Origin of the sequence: Daejeonella rubra (assembly GCF_900103545.1) — a bacterium.
GTDB classification, from domain to species: Bacteria; Bacteroidota; Bacteroidia; order Sphingobacteriales; family Sphingobacteriaceae; genus Daejeonella; species Daejeonella rubra.
The window spans coordinates 1-17,895 of sequence record NZ_FNHH01000018.1 but is presented as its reverse complement, the minus strand read 5'-3'; the positions used below and the strand labels follow the sequence as shown (position 1 = coordinate 17,895).

General features: G+C 38.7%; 13 protein-coding genes. 3 read left to right on the top strand and 10 right to left on the bottom strand.

The annotated features are described in order from the left end of the window. From BLR27_RS12415 to BLR27_RS12390, 6 genes are all read right to left on the bottom strand, one after another. The gene (locus tag BLR27_RS12415) at positions 1–1,338 is read right to left on the bottom strand and encodes a TolC family protein (RefSeq protein WP_090705335.1); all 1,338 of its coding nucleotides are present in this window, start codon (positions 1,336–1,338) and stop codon (positions 1–3) included. 165 nt (positions 1,339–1,503) lie between these two features. Then, positions 1,504–2,118: a TetR/AcrR family transcriptional regulator gene (locus BLR27_RS12410; RefSeq protein ID WP_090705333.1), complete on the bottom strand. Its 615-nt coding sequence runs from the start codon at positions 2,116–2,118 to the stop codon at positions 1,504–1,506. A 125-nt stretch (positions 2,119–2,243) separates the two neighbouring features. Then, the gene (locus BLR27_RS12405) at positions 2,244–2,843 is read right to left on the bottom strand and encodes a TetR/AcrR family transcriptional regulator (protein WP_090705332.1); all 600 of its coding nucleotides are present in this window, start codon (positions 2,841–2,843) and stop codon (positions 2,244–2,246) included. A gap of 137 nt (positions 2,844–2,980) precedes the next feature. Next, entirely contained in the window at positions 2,981–4,252 is a 1,272-nt protein-coding gene (locus tag BLR27_RS12400; RefSeq protein ID WP_090705330.1) for a hemolysin family protein, read from the bottom strand. Positions 4,253–4,575: 323 nt separating this feature from the next. After that, a complete protein-coding gene (locus tag BLR27_RS12395) occupies positions 4,576–5,961 on the bottom strand; it encodes an amidohydrolase/deacetylase family metallohydrolase (protein WP_143007745.1) in 1,386 nt (461 codons plus the stop codon). Positions 5,962–6,346: 385 nt separating this feature from the next. Beyond that, entirely contained in the window at positions 6,347–6,616 is a 270-nt protein-coding gene (locus BLR27_RS12390) for a hypothetical protein (RefSeq protein ID WP_090705329.1), read from the bottom strand. 177 nt (positions 6,617–6,793) lie between these two features. Between BLR27_RS12390 and BLR27_RS12385 the strand changes: the two genes are divergently transcribed. After that, positions 6,794–7,573 carry an HAD-IIA family hydrolase gene (locus tag BLR27_RS12385; protein ID WP_090705420.1) on the top strand — a complete coding sequence of 260 codons (780 nt, stop codon included), beginning with the start codon at positions 6,794–6,796 and terminating at the stop codon, positions 7,571–7,573. A 271-nt stretch (positions 7,574–7,844) separates the two neighbouring features. Here BLR27_RS12385 and BLR27_RS12375 read toward each other — a convergent pair whose 3' ends face one another. Further along, on the bottom strand, positions 7,845–8,027 hold the full coding sequence (locus tag BLR27_RS12375) for a TolC family protein (protein ID WP_090705325.1): 183 nt from the start codon (positions 8,025–8,027) through the stop codon (positions 7,845–7,847). 335 nt (positions 8,028–8,362) lie between these two features. Between BLR27_RS12375 and BLR27_RS12370 the strand changes: the two genes are divergently transcribed. Further along, positions 8,363–10,933, top strand: coding sequence for a TonB-dependent receptor (locus tag BLR27_RS12370; RefSeq protein ID WP_176767692.1), 2,571 nt, complete (start codon positions 8,363–8,365; stop codon positions 10,931–10,933). Positions 10,934–11,015: 82 nt separating this feature from the next. Here BLR27_RS12370 and BLR27_RS12365 read toward each other — a convergent pair whose 3' ends face one another. The 3 genes from BLR27_RS12365 to BLR27_RS12355 all read right to left on the bottom strand — a co-directional run bounded on the left by BLR27_RS12365 (position 11,016) and on the right by BLR27_RS12355 (position 15,673). Beyond that, entirely contained in the window at positions 11,016–13,133 is a 2,118-nt protein-coding gene (locus BLR27_RS12365; RefSeq protein ID WP_262485657.1) for a copper-translocating P-type ATPase, read from the bottom strand. 124 nt (positions 13,134–13,257) lie between these two features. Then, positions 13,258–13,620 carry a hypothetical protein gene (locus BLR27_RS12360; RefSeq protein WP_143007744.1) on the bottom strand — a complete coding sequence of 121 codons (363 nt, stop codon included), beginning with the start codon at positions 13,618–13,620 and terminating at the stop codon, positions 13,258–13,260. A 634-nt stretch (positions 13,621–14,254) separates the two neighbouring features. Further along, positions 14,255–15,673 (bottom strand): hypothetical protein, encoded by a 1,419-nt coding sequence (locus BLR27_RS12355; protein WP_090705321.1) that lies wholly within the window; start codon positions 15,671–15,673, stop codon positions 14,255–14,257. Between the two features lie 841 nt (positions 15,674–16,514). Here BLR27_RS12355 and BLR27_RS12350 point away from each other — a divergent pair. Then, complete coding sequence (locus BLR27_RS12350; RefSeq protein ID WP_090705319.1) at positions 16,515–17,813, top strand: AAA family ATPase; 1,299 nt, start codon at positions 16,515–16,517, stop codon at positions 17,811–17,813. The last annotated feature ends 82 nt before the right edge of the window (positions 17,814–17,895 follow it).

The following is a 17,895-nucleotide window of genomic DNA, read 5'->3' as shown; positions in this document are numbered from 1 at the left end:
TTATTCGTTTAGTAGTGATTTTATATTTCCGTTTGATTGAATTAATTGAATCTCAGCAAGCTTATAATTGAGTAAAGCCTTGTTATAGCTATTCTGTGCATCAACCATCGAAGTTTCAGCATTCAATAGGTCCGTAAGTGGAGCGAGTCCGTTATTGTAATTATTTTGAGTGCTGGCATATATCTCGCCAGCAAGTTTTACGTTTTCCTGCTGCGCATTTATAGTACTGATATTGTTCCTCAGTTCCAGATTGGCATTATTATAGGCCAGGCTTAATGAATTTTTGGTGTTTTTAAGATCCTGCTGAATTTGCTGAATCTCAATGTCTGCTTGCTTTACCCTTGATCTTCTGGCAAAGCCATCAAAGATTGGAATGTTCAGGGTAAGACCGATTGCAGATGCATTATATTTGACAGCGCTTGAATTTTGTCCGCCGAACAGATCAAAACGATCACTGGTGCTAGTTCTGGCGAAATTGCCGGTCATACTTAGTGTAGGAAAATATTCAGCAATCGCTGCTTTCTTCTGATAGCCCAGCAATTCTTCCTGCTTCATCAAAAGACGGTAGCGGGTCAGGTCTTCTACTTTAAAATCATTATAACGACTTAATGCATCCTCAGAAATTTTATTCAGTTCTGCAGAAGGCATTTCGATTTTAGTATCTACGGGCATTCCAATATAAAACTTCAATACATTCTCTTGTTGAATTATGCCATTGGCGAGTTGATCCCGTTGAGTTTTCACATTGGTTAGGTTTACACGGACACGATCAAGATCGATCTTCTTAGCCAGTCCATTTTTAAACTGATTAGCAACTGTAGTCTCAATACGGCCAATCGATTGAATATTCGCCTCTATGGTTTTTAACTGCTCCCTGCTTACCAAAACCTGATAATAAGAGGTAGAGACCTGCTGGATAATGTCTTCCTCAGTAAGTTCAGCGCTCAGATTATAAAAGGACTCTCCAGCTTTTGCGGCTTTCAAACCAGTAAAAACCTGCTGATTAAACAATTGCTGACTAAAGTTTAGTCCGACATCTCCTGTCCATTGCCGGCCCATTTTGAATATCTGATTTCCAACTATCAGCTGCGGAATAATCAACTGGTCGGTTAAAGAACTTTTACCGTTTAATTGTGGAAGTGCTCTTGCCCTGATCTCATCAGTTTGAAGCTGTCCATTTATAATTTCCAGTCTTGCTTTCTGAATATCCGTATTATTTGCAAGCGCATAATTTAATGCTTCCTTCAGTGAAAGATTGACAGTCTGTGCCCCTGCAGATAAACTGAGCAGGACCATCAAGCTAATGCCACTTACTGTTTGTTTAATTCTAATTCTCATTTCTCTATTTATTCATTTTCTTTATGTCCCTGATTCTTTTCACCCTGAACTCAATTCTTAGTCACCCTGAACTCGATTCTTAGTCACCCTGAACTCGATTCATAGTCACCCTGAACTCGATTCATAGTCACCCTGAACTCGATTCATAGTCACCCTGAACTCGATTCAGGGTTGATTCAGGACAGGCCCAATTCCCTTCAAAAAGATCTCAGCCAATTCCTTCTGTTTTATAAAAACAGATCGGAAAGATTCCATATCCGGTATTAATTGTTTCTTTTGCTCACCAAGCACCCACATTGCTATACCGGAGAGCATATTGATAAAAAGTTCAGCAGTATGACTGGAATCCTGTAAGTTCAATTCACCAGCTTGAATACCCTTATCAAACAAATTGGCAACAAGTGCAATTTCATTGGTACGTATCTTTACGATCGAATCCTTTACCTCTTCTCTGCATAAACTTTGTTCGGTATTATCCTCGAGGTGAAGCATGAAATAACGTTCCAGGAATTCAATTCTAAGTTCAAGCATAGCAATCACTGATTCTGACATATCCTTCGATCCTTCAAATAACAATGACAAGCGTTCATGATATTCCTTAATAATCCATTCAATAACTGCAATGGTCAATGATGTTTTATCAGGAAAGTAGTAATAGACTGAAGGTTTTGACATAGACAGGTCTTCAGCAATCTCATTCATCGTGGTTTTTTGAATTCCAAAATGTGCGAAACGCTGCAATGCCTTTTCTATGATCAACTCTCTTTTCTTATCAGCCATGCGTTTTCAACCTTTTTACTTTCTGACTATTTAATAATAATAGTCAAAAGTACAAATAGGATTAAACCTGTGCAAGAATTATAGCGAAATTTAGGACAAGGAAGAATAATGTGACAAAAAACTGACTAGTGCAGACCTTTCAGATAGATAGAAGCCAATTTCTTTTGACGGGAAAGCAATGTTTTAAAATGATCTGCGGGAAGCTGAAAAACCTGTTTATTGCTAAAAGCGATGTAACGCATTCCAACCAGTGCATCCATTAAGAGATCAGCTGCTTCTGCAGCATTGCTGATATGAAGTTCATTAGAATCAATGCCACGCTGGAAAATTTCAGTAACAATTTTGATCTCCAGAGACTTGGCATTTTCAATGGTCTTAAGAATATTTGAGGATAGATCTGGTCCGGAAACCCGTATATAATCAAGAATATTATAATATTTCAGAATATATTCCTGTCTTTTTTCAAGCACATAGAATAATGCTTTGTGGGTATCTTTAATTGTTTCAACACCCTTTCTCAATTCTCCGTCTATTTCGTAAACAATGCTTTCAAGTACTGCAGAGTATAAGCTGATCTTATCCGGGAAATAATAATATAATAATGCCTTAGACAATGACAGATCAGAGGCAATTTCGGTCATGGTGGTTTTAGCCAACCCATAATGGGCAAAACGTTTTACCGCAGAATCAATTATGACTTGTCTTTTTTTATCCTGGTTATCCATTGCATCCCAAATTTAAATTAATCTTTTGGTTAGGCAGGGGTATAAGTGAAAAATATAGAAAGATGTGTTTTTGGCAATAAATTGTACAATAGTTGAGATTAATAAAAATTTCGGCTACATACTTTCATCATCGCTTACTATTTTCTGGTAATCAATACCTTATCAATTCTTTGATCATCCATATCCAATATTTCTATCTCAAAGCCTTTCCAGCTAACCTTATCTCCGGTTGTTGGAAAACGATGTAACAAATGAAGTATTAACCCGCTTATAGTAGTAAACCCTTCAGGCTCCTGTGCATTATTAATCTTAAAATAGTTGACTAATTCATAATATGGATATTGCCCGTCAACAAGCCATGATTTTTCGTCTCTTATTATTATTTCAGACTCCTGATTGGTTCCCGGATTAATATCGCCTATCAGAGCATCAAAAACATCAGTTAAAGAAAGAACCCCCTGGAATATTCCATATTCATCAACAACTATAGCTAAGTGAGCTCTATGTTCTTTAAACTGTTCAAGGACTTTATAAACAGCCATTCTTTCATGTACATACAGTGGCCTCTTAATTAGTTCTTTCAAATTAAACAGATCAGGTTCAAAGCTTTTCGGCAGGATTTGGTTGGCAGAAACTGTACCCAGAAGGTTATCCATAGAGCCATCAACAACAGGATAAGTTGTATGAGGATCAACTTCAATTTTCGATGATATTATTTTTAAGTCATCTTTAACATCGAACCATACAATATCAGAGCGGTGAGTCATTAACTCGACTGCCTTTCGATCTCCCAATGCAAAAACACGCTTAACAATATCTTCCTCTATTTCCTGGATCTCTCCGCCAGTAGCACTCTCAGCTATAATTGATTTAATTTCTTCCTCAGTTACTATTCCATCATACTTTTCCTTAATACCAAACAAACGAAGAAACAGATCATTAGTAATTGCTAAAAGCCATATAAAAGGTTTTGTAATGGAGGATATTATCCCCATCGGCCTCGCCATCGTGGTAGCTACAGTTTCAGGAAAACTTAATCCGATGCGTTTCGGCAGCAGTTCGCCAAATACAATTGAAAAGTAGGTGATGATTAAGACGACCGAAACTACTGCCAAAGTTTCAGCGTATTCTGATAAGAACAGGATACTTTTAAATGCTGCTTCTAAATCATCCGTTAACTTTTCCCCACTGAAAATACCTGTCAAAATACCTATCAGAGTTATACCAATCTGAACTGTAGAAAGAAAAGTATTTGGGTTTCTTGCAAGTTCTAAAGCTTTTGCAGCATTTCTATTGCCACCTTTTGCTGCAGTTTCCAGCTTAAACTTTCGTGCTGAAATGAGTGCAATTTCACTCATTGAGAACACTCCATTTAACAGGATCAGAAAAATAATTATCAGGATTTCCATCTTTCAAAGCTAAAAGAATTAATACAATGTATTTTGGAGCAGTTTTGGAAATTCATACCGTACTTATTGATATTAATCGTACAACAAATTGTGTTTTGAGTTAGCGTTTATAAGATGATTTTCGAATTTCAACAAATTTTCAGCTTACGAATTTATATTACAGGCTGTGAACAATCTAGTATCACGAAATAAAACATATAATCTATAACAATCGGGAGATATTTTTAGTTCTGTCTTTGTCTGATCCTGAAATAGCGATACACAAAAAATGCCTCCCAAATGGAAGGCATTTCATTTTTTATATGATTATTTATACAGATCTCTTAGCGTGTTGGAGTTGGTCCGGCAGGCTGAGAAATTCCGTCCAGATCATAAACGACATTGCCGGCTCTTAAAGTCATTTCAGTTTGGAACCGTTGAGATCCTTCAAACTTCCCTCCTCTTACAGGCCATCCAAACTTGCCATCATTGATCTTAAATATTGCGATATCCGCTACAGATCCCTGAGAAAGATTTCCAAGTTCTTCACGTTTGATAGCTTGAGCCGGATGCCAGGTACTTGCAGCGATCACATCTTTAAGAGGCATTCCAGTTGCCATAAATAAACCCATAATGTTCTCCATAGTTTTCATAGGACCATTCATACTACCTGTATGAAGGTCGGTACTGATGGTATTTGGATAAAAACCAGCTTTTACAGCAGGAACACCCTGGTTATAAAGATAACTTGCTCCTCCAAAACCAACATCGAAGATCACTCCCTTTTCTCTGGCCTTGTAAACAAATGGCTTTATTTTACCATTCATATCAACAATTGATTCTCTTCCATTTGGGTTATCAGTACCATTTCCACCGAAAGCATGCGTATAAATATCGCCTTTTCGGAACTTCACGTTAAATAATGAATCGAGTGGCAAAAATGGATCTGAAGAACCAAAATCAACCATGATCGGAATATTTGCGAGCCTTCCAGCTTCAATTGTGCGGTCGGTAGGAACCCAGGTACGGCCTGAGAAGTGCGCAAGTTTCACCCCTACGATATCGTTAGGATATTTCTTAGCCATCTCAGCTGTCTTCTGAGGATCCATTTCATCGATATTATTCTCACCGGCTCCATCCATTCCTGTTCCAACGATGTTCAGCATAGCTAATACACGGGTTTGGGAAGCATCGATGGTCCGTTTTTTATACAGTTCAAAATCTCTCCAGCCTGTACATCCCGCATCAACAACTGTTGTTACACCGGTACGGAAGGTAAATCCGTCGGCAGGTAAAGCTGTAGCTGCATTTTTCAAATAACTTCCATCATGTCCCCAGAAGAAATGAACATGTATATCGATCAAACCAGGTGTTACATATAAACCTTTGGCATCAATGACTCTATCGGCAAGATCAGGGTTAATATTCTTTGCTACCAGAGCAACCTTGCCTTCTGATGCAGGAACAGCCGCACGGGCAGGCATGGCAGGACGGGCTGGGCGACCGTTTTCTGCCGGACGAGCAGCCATTGCAGGACGCGCAGCTTGTGCACGTGTTCCTGAAGTGACTGCCAGGTCCATGATTTCATTTATATTGTTTTTCGGATCGATCAGATGTCCACCTTTAATAATATAACTATAGGGTTTACCTGAGGGTGCTGCAGGCTGCTGGGCACTGGCACTTAATCCGAGGATGACAAGGACGAATAATAAAAAATGCTTTGTTCTCATTGTGTTTTTTAGATTTATTATTGAAATATAGAAAATTACTCAGGGCCGGACAACTTGAGCTAATGACATTAGATGATCCCCTCCGAAAAATAAGCTTGTAAATACAAGTAAATCAAATAGATAGAAATAATTGCAAGAAGTGTAACAATAACATGATTGGGTTTAATTCCTTGTGTACCTATAACTAGGTTGGGGCTTATTGGAGAAAGTTACACTTATGGATGGCCACATTTATAGGTCCCCTTGACATGCAATTTTAGGATCACTTATTTTCTTCAGGAAATAATTAGTTGAGAAAGAAAGTAGTTTGATTGAGATCAATTACTTATATGCAGTGGAGTCAGGAGACTCCAAATTATTTGAAAATCCGCAGAGCTTCACTAACTCAACGGATAGCGGAGCCTCCTCCCGGACAAATAATGACAGCCGAACCATTATTTTGACTTTTTAAAGGAACAAAAATGGTCAAAGTCGGAACAGACACTTTTCTGCTTACTGTATCTACCAGAGCATTTGCAGTTTTTTGCTCTTCATTGGCACTTACTTTTGAGTTAGGAATTTTTCCTGGATAAAGTGGAATGATTTGTTGGGCATTGGAAATCTGATATGATAATACCGGAATCAATGTCAGTATTAGCCGGTTCTTATAATTCATTATTGATCAATTAATTGTACCTGTTGATCAATTTTAATCAAATACATTTTTCCAAAAAAATATATTCTTCAAGGCAATTTGATATGTTTCAATATTTCCAAAAAACTATCCCCAATGTTCAGATTTTTCTGCCCATTAAGAAATACTTTATGCAAATTTGGGTTAGAATCAATTCTTATGAAACAGGGGCTTTTAATAGATATGGACGGAGTAATTTACAGTGGTGAATTATTAATTGAGGGAGCCGACAGATTTATAAACAATCTTATAAAGAAAGATATCCCATTTACATTTATGACCAATAATAGCCAGCGTACGCGGCTTGAGGTTGTGCGTAAGCTGAAGCATCTTGGAATTGATGTGACGGTCGATCATGTTTATACCAGCGCTATGGCGACCGGCAAATTCCTCGGTGATCAGGGCTCCCATGGCACTGCATATGTATTGGGTGAGGGAGGATTACTGGCCAGTTTACATGAGAACGGAATTACGCTGGTAAACACCGACCCTGAATTTGTTGTATTGGGTGAAGGCCGGAATTTTACATTGGAAATGGTGCAGCGTGCCGTAGATATGATCCTCGCCGGGGCAAAATTTATTACTACCAACCGGGATCCCTCACCTAAAAAACCGGGATGGAATAATTTGGGAATTGCAGCCACCACCGCCATGATCGAAGAAGCAACCGGTCGGAAGGCTTTCGTTACCGGAAAACCAAGTCCGGTGATGATGCGTTCGGCGCGAAAATATTTAGGTCTGGAAACAGGGGGCACAACTGTGATAGGTGACACAATGGAAACCGATATACAGGGAGGGGTTCAAATGGGATACAAAACAATTCTGGTACTTTCAGGTATTGCCCAAAAGGAAGACCTTAGCCATTATGCCTTCAAACCTGATTTAATAAGCAGTTCCATTGATAAGATTGATCTGCCTTTAAGATGGTGGGAAAGCTGACAGGATACCCGAAGAGTTAATTCCTGATATATGAATCAAAAGATCCTCTGACTTTCAAATATGTTGATATATCCCAAATACTGATCCTGGTAGTGTAATCTGCAGAACAATAGCCTGAAGCGGTCCTGAAATAATTAAACGCTTTTCATTCGGCAAATATTGAAAAAAGCTAAGCAGTCTTTTATAAATTGATTTACCCTTATAAAAATTCAGAATTTTCTTCCTCAGAATAAAATCACAACGGCTTTTCGCCAGATTCTGATCCACCCGATCATTTTCCTTTCGACACCAGATAGTCCACCGACTTTATCGCTCCAGCATTAAAACGGATCTCCATAGTTCTGAATGATTCAGCGAAAGCTTCCTTTTGTTCCAGCAAATTCTGATAACGTTCCCTGGAAGATTCCATATTCAGGTAAGCCTGGCTTGTGAGCTTTTGTAGCTGCACCTTCACAATATATAATAAAGAAAATCACCTCCAGGATGCGCAACAGCATAGATAATCAGCATAGATCATATGCAAAATGAATATAGCCAAAAAAAAATAAATAAATATTATACAAAGTCTATGGATTTAGTAGATATTATATTTATAATTGCACGATGAAATCAAAATGATTCTCACACGCTTTACAAAATAGGTTTTATGAAAAAAACAGTACTCAGCAGAAAAATTTCAAATTCAATTGTTACTCCCTTCTTAGACAGCCTAATGTCTCGATGTTGTTGATCAGCATCCACCCCTTATTCACTATTTAAATCTTTTCAAATTCTAATAAAATATCAATAATGAAATATTTGTCTTATAAAATAAAATTCCTTCTACTCATCATTTTTCTGATTCAAAATACCTCTTCATTCGCTCAGCAAGTTATTTTGGGAGTGGTTAAAGACACCAAAGGCCTACCTTTGCCAGGGGCCACCGTAGCTGTAAGAGGAACCTCAATTTTTACAAAAGCAGATTCAATTGGCCAGTTCAGACTAAGTGTAAGCCAGGAGCCGCCGTTCTTCATCAGGGCTACTTTTGTTGGTTTCAAACCCCAGGATTTCCAGATCCTGAGATTTGATAAAACACCTGTACAGTTAACTCTTGTAGACGATGCACTTCTTGAAGAAATTGTAGTTACTTCAAGACGCCGTTCAGAGGTCCTTCAGGATGTCCCTATTCCGATTTCGGTGGTGGGCAGAGCCCAAATTGAAGAATCCGGTTCATTCAATGTAACCAGAGTGAAAGAGCTGATACCATCCATTCAGATGTATACTTCCAATCCGAGAAATACCGGTGTTAACATCAGGGGAATAGGCTCACCATTCGGGCTTACCAATGACGGTCTTGATCCTGGTGTGGGCTATTACGTTGATGGAGTTTATTATGCACGCCCTGCAGCTGCTACCCTCGATTTTATTGACATTGATCGTATCGAAGTATTGCGCGGACCACAAGGAACATTATTCGGAAAAAACACCAGCGCAGGTGCCTTTAATATAGTAACCCGCAAAGCAAGCTTCACTCCTGATTACAGTTTCGAAACCAGCTTCGGTAATTATGGATACATCCAGACAAAAGCCTCCGTAACAGGCCCAATCAGTAAAAAAATTGCGGCGCGTCTCTCTTTTTCAGGCACACAGCGTAATGGTGTAGTTGAGAACGTGCGGACCGGAAAATACACCAATGATATTAATAATCTGGGTTTTCGCGGACAGTTGCTATACAAACCTTCTGAGAATACCTTCATCACACTGGCCGCAGATGCATCCGACCAGCAACCTGATGGTTATGCCCAGGTAGTTGCAGGAGTTGTTCCTACTCTCCGACCAGCTTACCGTCAGTTCAATGCAATCATTGCTGATCTTAATTATACACTTCCAAGTCTGAATGCATTCGACCGTAAAATAGACCATGATACACCCTGGAATTCGGGAAATGAGCTGGGCGGTATTTCATTGAACGCTGAAACAAAATTAGGTCCGGGTACCCTCACTTCCACAACTGCATGGCGTTACTGGAACTGGGATCCATCAAATGACAGAGACTTTACAGGTTTGCAGGCTTTGGCAAAATCTCAAAATCCTGCAGAGCATCGTAACTGGTCGCAGGAAGTTCGTTATGCCGGTCAACTGACAGAAAAACTTAGCGGTGTAGTAGGAATATTTTACATTGATCAGGAAGTAAAAATAAATGGAACTGAGGAGTCAGGAACAGCACAATGGCGTTTTTCTCAAAGTTCAACCAGCACCCTTTGGAAAACACCGGGACTCCTGGAAGGATATGGAATATACACCAACGCTTCTATTAAATCTCAAAGTGCTGCAGCTTTTGCAAGTATAGACTGGGAATTCGCTAAAGGATTTCACATCCTGCCTGGGGTCCGCATTAACTACGACAATAAGGATGTGGACTACAACCGGGTTGCCAGGGGTGGATTGCAAACTACTGATGCTGCATTACTTGCCATTAAGAATGGAGTTTATAGTAATCAATCATATTTAGCCAGTGCCGATGAGAAAAATTTCACTTATTCACTTACTGCTTCCTACAGACCAGGTAACCGATTAAATGCTTTTGCAACCTATTCAACCAGTTTCAAACCTGTCGGTGTAAACGTGGCAGGCCTTCCTACTGTCAATGGAGCAGCGGCAACTGATTTGGCAGTTATCAGACCAGAGGATACAAAGCATTATGAACTTGGAATAAAAAGCACACCGGCTGATAACTTTACATTGAACCTTACATTCCATAACTCAGATATCAAAGATTACCAGACCAATGTTCAATCACCGCAACTGGGTGTTAACCGCGGATATATCGCAAACGCAGAGAAGGTGAATGTAAATGGACTTGAACTGGACGCAACGATAAAAGCTAACCAGCACTTCTCATTCAACGGAGCGGCGGCCTATACTGATGCAAAATATGTTCGTTTTACTAATGCACCTCTACCTCTTGAAGAAACCGGTTTAACAGTTGGGGGCGTGCAGGTGGCATTTAAAGATATCTCTGGAGGTCAACTTCCGGGAATCTCAAAATGGGCAGGATCATTGGGCGGTGAGTATAATACCCCGACTAAATTCTTTAATAAGGAAGCAAAATTTTTTACTGCTATAGATGGCTATTACCGTTCCTCATTCTCTTCAAGCCCATCACCTTCAGCCTATCTCAATATTGATGGTTATACACTTTTGAATGCCAGAATCGGATATAAAGCTACCAGGGGTTTATCAGCTTATGTATGGGGACGTAACCTTTTTAACAAGGATTATTTCGAACAGCTTTTACCGGCAGGTGGTAATGCAGGTCATTATGCGGGCGTACTTGGCGACCCAAGAACCTATGGACTTACCCTTCGTTATGCACTCTAAGCTCAGATAACAATTTTTTTGAAAGCTCCGCATCATACGCGGGGCTTTTTTTATACAATCCTCCTGGAATATAAATAAAGCATTAACTCTTTATTTTCAATAAGCTTGCATTAATAGCTACAACTACAGTACTTACAGTCATTAATACTGCACCAGTTGCAGGGCTCAATAAAATACCCTGATTATAAAGTACCCCGGCGGCCAAAGGAAGGGCGATTAAATTGTAACCCGTTGCCCAGGCCAGATTTTGTATCATTTTTCTATATGTTGCTTTCCCAAAAAGAATTAAACTCACAATATCCAGAGGGTTGCTGTTGACCAGAATAATTCCGGCTGTCTCTGCAGCAATATCACTTCCAGAACCCACAGCAATGCCAATATCAGCTTGTGCAAGAGCAGGTGCATCATTAACTCCATCACCTGTCATCGCTACAAATTCACCTTTTTTCTGTAAGTCCTTTATCTTCTCTAATTTTTCGTGAGGTAAGACTTCAGCAATAAAGCTATCCATTCCTAATGCGTTACTGACGCTTTTCGCTACCCGGACGTTGTCACCCGTTAGTAAAATAGACCTGATGTTGTTTTTCTTTAAGATTTGAATGGCTTCAGCTGATTCCGGACGAATCTCATCTGATAAGGCAATATATCCTGCCAATTCTTTATTGATGATCACAAATACAACAGTTTCTGTTTCATTGGCTTTGAAACCAGCAGGAAGAGATAAGTTAGTTTCTGTTAAATAACCCGGACTAACAACCATGATTTTTTTGCCATCAACAGTGGCTTCAACTCCTTTCCCGGTTATCGCCTTAAATTTTTCTGTTGAAGGAATTGTAATTCCCAGATCCTTTACCTTCTGCAAAATACCTGTTGCAATGGGATGTTCAGATTGTTGCTCTAAAGCAGATACCAAACGAATGATTTCATCTTCATTTAATTCTTTTTGCAGGGAAACGATCTTTGAAACCTGGAATTTTCCCACAGTAAGAGTACCTGTTTTATCAAACACGATGGTTGTAATCTTTCTCGAATTTTCAAAAGCTGTACGATTTTTGATCAGTAAGCCGCTTTTTGCTGATAAAGCAGTTGATTTAGCAACAACCAGAGGTACTGCAAGACCTAAAGCATGCGGGCAACAGATCACGATGACTGTAACCATACGCTCCATTGCGAACGCTAAGGTTTGACCTGTTAAATACCAATACAGAAAAGTCACAATACCTGAAACCAGGGCAATAATTGTTAACCATCTGGCGGCTGTATCGGCTAATAACTGAGTTTTAGACTTTGATTTTTGTGCATCATTAACGAGCTTCACCACTTGCGAGAGATAGGAATCTTTTGCTGCATGTGTTACAGTGACCTTAAATGAACCATTCCCATTAACAGAACCGGCAATTACTTTATCGCCCTTTACTTTTAACACCGGCTTTGACTCTCCGGTTAGCATACTTTCATTTAAATAGCTTTCACCTTCTAATACTATCCCATCTGCCGCAACTTTCTCGCCCGGCTTTACCAGAATAATATCAGCTTCCTTAAGTGTATCAGTTTTTACATCGTGAACCTTATCCGGCATCACCATATGAGCATCTGAAGGCATTAACTGTACCAACAGCTCCAGTTCTTTTGAGGCACCTGCAACAGATTTCATCTCAATCCAGTGTCCTAAAAGCATTATTAGAATCAGGGTGGTTAGCTCCCAAAAGAAATCCATCCCCTGCAAACCAAACACTATGGCTACACTGTAGATATAAGCTACTGATATGGCAAAACCAATCAGGAACATCATTCCCGGATTTCTTGATTTCACCTCATCAACCAGCCCTTTTAAAAAAGGTCTTCCTCCATACAAATAAACAATGCTTGACAAAGCAAATAACAGATATTGCGAACCGATAAACCGCCAGTCAACCCCCAGCCAATGCTGGATCATTTCAGAAAGCAGCATGATGGGAACCGTAAGAACCAAAACCACATAAAACCTTTTTCGAAAATCAGCGATCATGCCAGCATGATCATGTCCTTCATGGCCCATGGAAGCATGATTTTCATGATGATGATCTGAAACAACCTTAATGTTTTCAGTTTTTACCGGTACTAAGTCCATTCCACAAATGGGACATTTACCTGGCTTATCTTCCTCGATTTGAGGGTGCATTGGGCAAGTAAATTTTTCTTTTAAGCGTTGCTGCTTCATACTTTGACTTTATCCTATTGGGAACCCAAAAACAATCTGTTTAGCAGGATATTTAAAAACCTTTATTCATTTTGTTCATGATAAAATTGATACTAATATTCCTTTTCGGCAATGTTTGCCTTAATTAATCATGCATTTTTTTAATTGTATCCATCATATGATCATTTCCCATCATCTTACCACACATTGGGCACACCATACTTGAATCAGACTTAGACATTTCCATCATATTTTTCTTCATTTCCGGATTATCTTTCATCATTTTCATCATCTTTTGATGATACTCCTGCATCATGTTACCGTTCTTCCGGTTCATCAGAGCTTCCATCATTTCATTAGACATTTTGCTATTGGTAGCAATAGAATCAATCAATTCCTTTCTTGTCTCATTATTGGCAAGAATCTTATTTACATCTGGTTTGGATTGACAGGAGGCGAACATGACAATTACAGTGATCACCAAGGCGATTTTTTTAAATACGTTCATGATTTTTTTGTTTAAAAAATTCAGATTAGAATAGCGTAAGTTGATATCTAAACAGAACATTTACATGGGTTTTTTGTTTTCAGGAAATTCACCGGCTGCGGGCTCAGAATCTCATTGTTCGTAATCCCAGGGCAATGTCCAATACACTATCCATCGTTTAAGTACAGCGCTCTACCTTCCAATAAGGTGAAGTCTCCCGGCTCCTCACCTTATAAATAATATCAATTAAAACCTGGTATCGAACTAAAAACTTATTTAAAATTACACCTGGTATAGGTTGCAATGAGAGTTAATGTTACAATGGAACTTAAATGTCCCCGAAGGTGGCCTTTTATTGTAAGCAGGTTTCTTAAACTTATGATCTGGCAAAATATTGTAAAGCTATCCCTTTACTTTATTAATTCTTTGGTAAAGTTATAGCTTGACAATATTGGAACTACTAATAGTGTAAATAATTGATTAATAGAAGATAAAAAATAAAGACAAGTCTTAGGACTCTTATGAATTTAACAATCCGATGAGCGCTACACTAAACAGCGGAAAATTGGTCAATATTGATCAGGCAGATTAAAGAACCTTTATTACGATAGATCTTAAATTTTCAGGCAACAGACACCCTTGGTTCGGTAAACCATTATTGCCAGTTTGCCCAAACCCCGGATGCAGTCCAGTTATCAGTCCCTATGGCTCCTACATGTGCTGCTGCGGTAAAGAACGTGGAAAAGTCTGCACCACTTAGATTGGCACTGATCAATGCCGGGGATCCCGCTTCTGGTGTGAGATCCGGAGAGCTCATGTACACACGTTTTAATTGAAGATCCGTTGTCCCTACAATTTTATTTCTATTTATAGATTGTTTTTGAATTACATTATCCTGCAGCTGGACTGCATATCCGCTTACTTCAGGATCCGGTATGATAACTATTCCACTTGGTCCGTCATCATATGTAAAGGATCTTGTCTGGATATCGGCATTCACGAGGTTGTATTTAAACTCAGAACCCAGATTATTAAGTAAAAGCGGTTTGGTTCTGGGACATAGCATTAATCCACCATTTGAATACCCGGCTATAATGGAATTTTGTACATTAAACCTTGTGTTTTTTCTGATATAGATCCCCTGGTTTTGGTGGGTCATATCGATATCTATGCCCTCCGGACCAATAATGGTCATATTAGAAATTACTGGTCTTGTATAAGGCATTATATCGGACGCATCTTTATCATTCAAACTCTCCATTCCATGTGCACGTATAGCAACCGCAGAGCCAGTTGGGTTATACGAAATAATAAATTGCAATTTGCCTCTGTATCCCCGGTCGAAATCAAAGTTATCATCGCCATTATTATAGGCAATCAGGTATTTTGCATTCACGGTACCTCCAACAAATTGAAAGGCATCATCACGGGAATGTTTCACCATTACATTCTCAATGGTAGTACCGGATCCAACACCATTCAGGCTCAAACCGCTGGTCATATCCAGAGCCCACTCCTCTTCCTGAGCTGGGTTAAGGCCCCCTGCGTATTCTATACGGAGATATTTAATTGAGCCCGAATTATCTGTATCGTCTGATCCACCGAATTGTGAATCAACATTAACAGCATGGCCAGCAATATTAAGCATTCCACCGGGACCATTTGTTGATGCTTTACCCATTACAATGATTCCAATCCAGTCGCCCGGAGCTTTTGAAGTTGCCGCTGAAGTAAACACAACAGGTTTTTCTTTCGTACCGTTTATATTGATCTTAGAGCCTCTGCTGATGATCAAGGCTCCTTTATCAAGTGCTGTTGCAGCACTCTCCACCAAAATCTGTGTTCCCGCCGGAATAGTTAACACGGAATTATTTATCACAGATACACGCCCTTTTAAGGTATAAGTTGAATTTTCCTTAAGGCTTAAGCTGGATTTTATCTCCCCGCTTAGAATTATATTTTCAGGAGTTAATGGATTTACATCAATTAGATTAGCTGAGTCTTTTTTACAGGAAGTAAAACCGAGAATTAATACCAGGCTTGGAATTAATGCAGATTTAATAATGTTTTTCATTTTATTTAACTTTTACGTTTCAGTGGCGATGAACCTGCCTGCCGGTAGATAGGGCGATCATGATTTGATAATCATAGCCCTCCGGGTTTTGGCGAAATCATGATTGTTTCATTTTATAATAGTTTAAAATTTCAGTCACCAGCATGCTCCTGATGAAATTTTATACCCTTATTCAATTGAGCTCATGCCGGCTCAATTAATAGATGTTTTTAATAAACTATTTATGAGACCTTTTGTTTTAACAGATCTCATATTTTTATTCTTTAAGTTAAATTTTTTCTGATATATAAATCAGAAGTCCCAAGTACTCACTCTACTGATCCTAATCTAATTGTGCTATCCGTCGGGTTTCGCGCAGCACTCTACGGATTTCCAATAAAAAGGAGTCTCCTGACCCCTCGCCTATGCTATAAAAAACCGGGATTATGCTTCTTTGAGCAACGAGGTTATTTTCCAATACAGAAAGTAATGTGTACTGATTTTCAGTTACTTAATAAAATAAATATGAAAAAGTCAGAAATACTTGTCCAACATTTACCGGCCTTAAACCCCTATGAGTCTTTTCACACTATTCTATATCTTGACCTACTTTGGTAGAAGATATTCGAGTGACGATATTTGCGTTGAACCAATACATTATATCCTCGAATTGAAAAGTATTATTTGAAATTTCTACTCCCTTCGACTATTTTTAGGCAAGCCTACTGTTTAGACTACAATAATAAAATGTAATAAAAATATTGTTACATTTAAATAGATTTGATATGTAAGGGCAGCACAAATCTTATTAAAAACCAGTCAGTTACTGCTAAGTACTTATTGCTTACCTAAATGCACGAAAATGTCTATTGATACTTTATCAGCGTTACCCAATGGTGCGAAATTTTATCGAGCGGATTTGCATATTCATTCCTTCGGAGGATCTCACGATGTTAAGGACAATTCGATGACTGCAGGTGCCATTGTAGCAAGCGCCATTGCTGAAAATTTGGATATCATTGCAATTACCGATCACAACGAGATAACTAATGTAAACTTGGCGCTACAAGCCAGCACAGGAACTTCCTTGCTTGTAATCCCGGGTATAGAATTATCAACGCCGCAAGGCCATCTATTGTGTTATTTTCCAGACCTAGATTCTCTACAAAAGTTTTCAGGCAGAATTAATGTTGTTGATAGAAACACTCAAAATTCTAGATGCCAGAATTCAATACTTGAATGCCTCAATTTATTGGAGCCATTAAATGGGATTGCCATACTTGCCCACGTTGATGTTGGAAGTGGTTTTGAAATAGAAAATCCCGGGAGCTCGCCTCACAAACTAGACATTATTTGTCATAAATGTTTATTAGGGCTTGAATTAAAATCAGCTAACTCAGATATTTTTTATTCATCAGAGGATGTTGATTCCAATAGGAGAATGTTTGCGGACGAAAGAATAAAAAAGTTAAATCTTGGAACAAAACAATTCTTAGCCCGGGTACTGAATTCAGATGCACACACTTTAAGTGCATTGGGTAGAAATGCGTCGGGAGTAAAGAAAGTCACTAGGCTCAAAATGGACAAACCATCATTTAATGCCTTCAAAATAGCTCTAGAGGATAGTGACGCTAGAGTAAGAATCGAAGATCAAATTCCTTCTTCCATACCACGGATTGCTTTTGCAGTATTAGATGGAGGTTTTTTAGACGGACATAAAATACATTTCAGTCCTAATCTGAATTGCATAATTGGAGGTAGAGGAACCGGTAAGTCAACGACATTTGAGGCTATTAAATGTTTGATCGGTAAAAAAAGTGAAAATCCCGTAGTCGACTCAGATATATGGCCCCATAACATACATCTCTATTGGGTGGACAAGGCAAACCAATTTCATCAAATGGAACGACCGCTGGGTGGTGTGATGTCAAATCTTACCTTAGAGGATGGACCCACAGAATTTCATATTGAATGCTATGGTCAAGGTGAAACTGAAAGAATTAGTAAAGATGCTCAAAGTAATCCCATCGCCTTATTAAGTTACCTTGATAGGTTTGTTGATATTGGTGCATTTAAAATAGAAGAGGATAATGCAAGAAATCAGCTATTAGAAATACAGTCCGAAATAGAGAAGGCAGTAAAAAACGTTAATTTAACGTGAGTTCGATATAAGAAATCAGATTTTCAAGAATTATTTTTAGTTTATAACTATTTGATAATGAATAAGTAAGCATATTTTATTA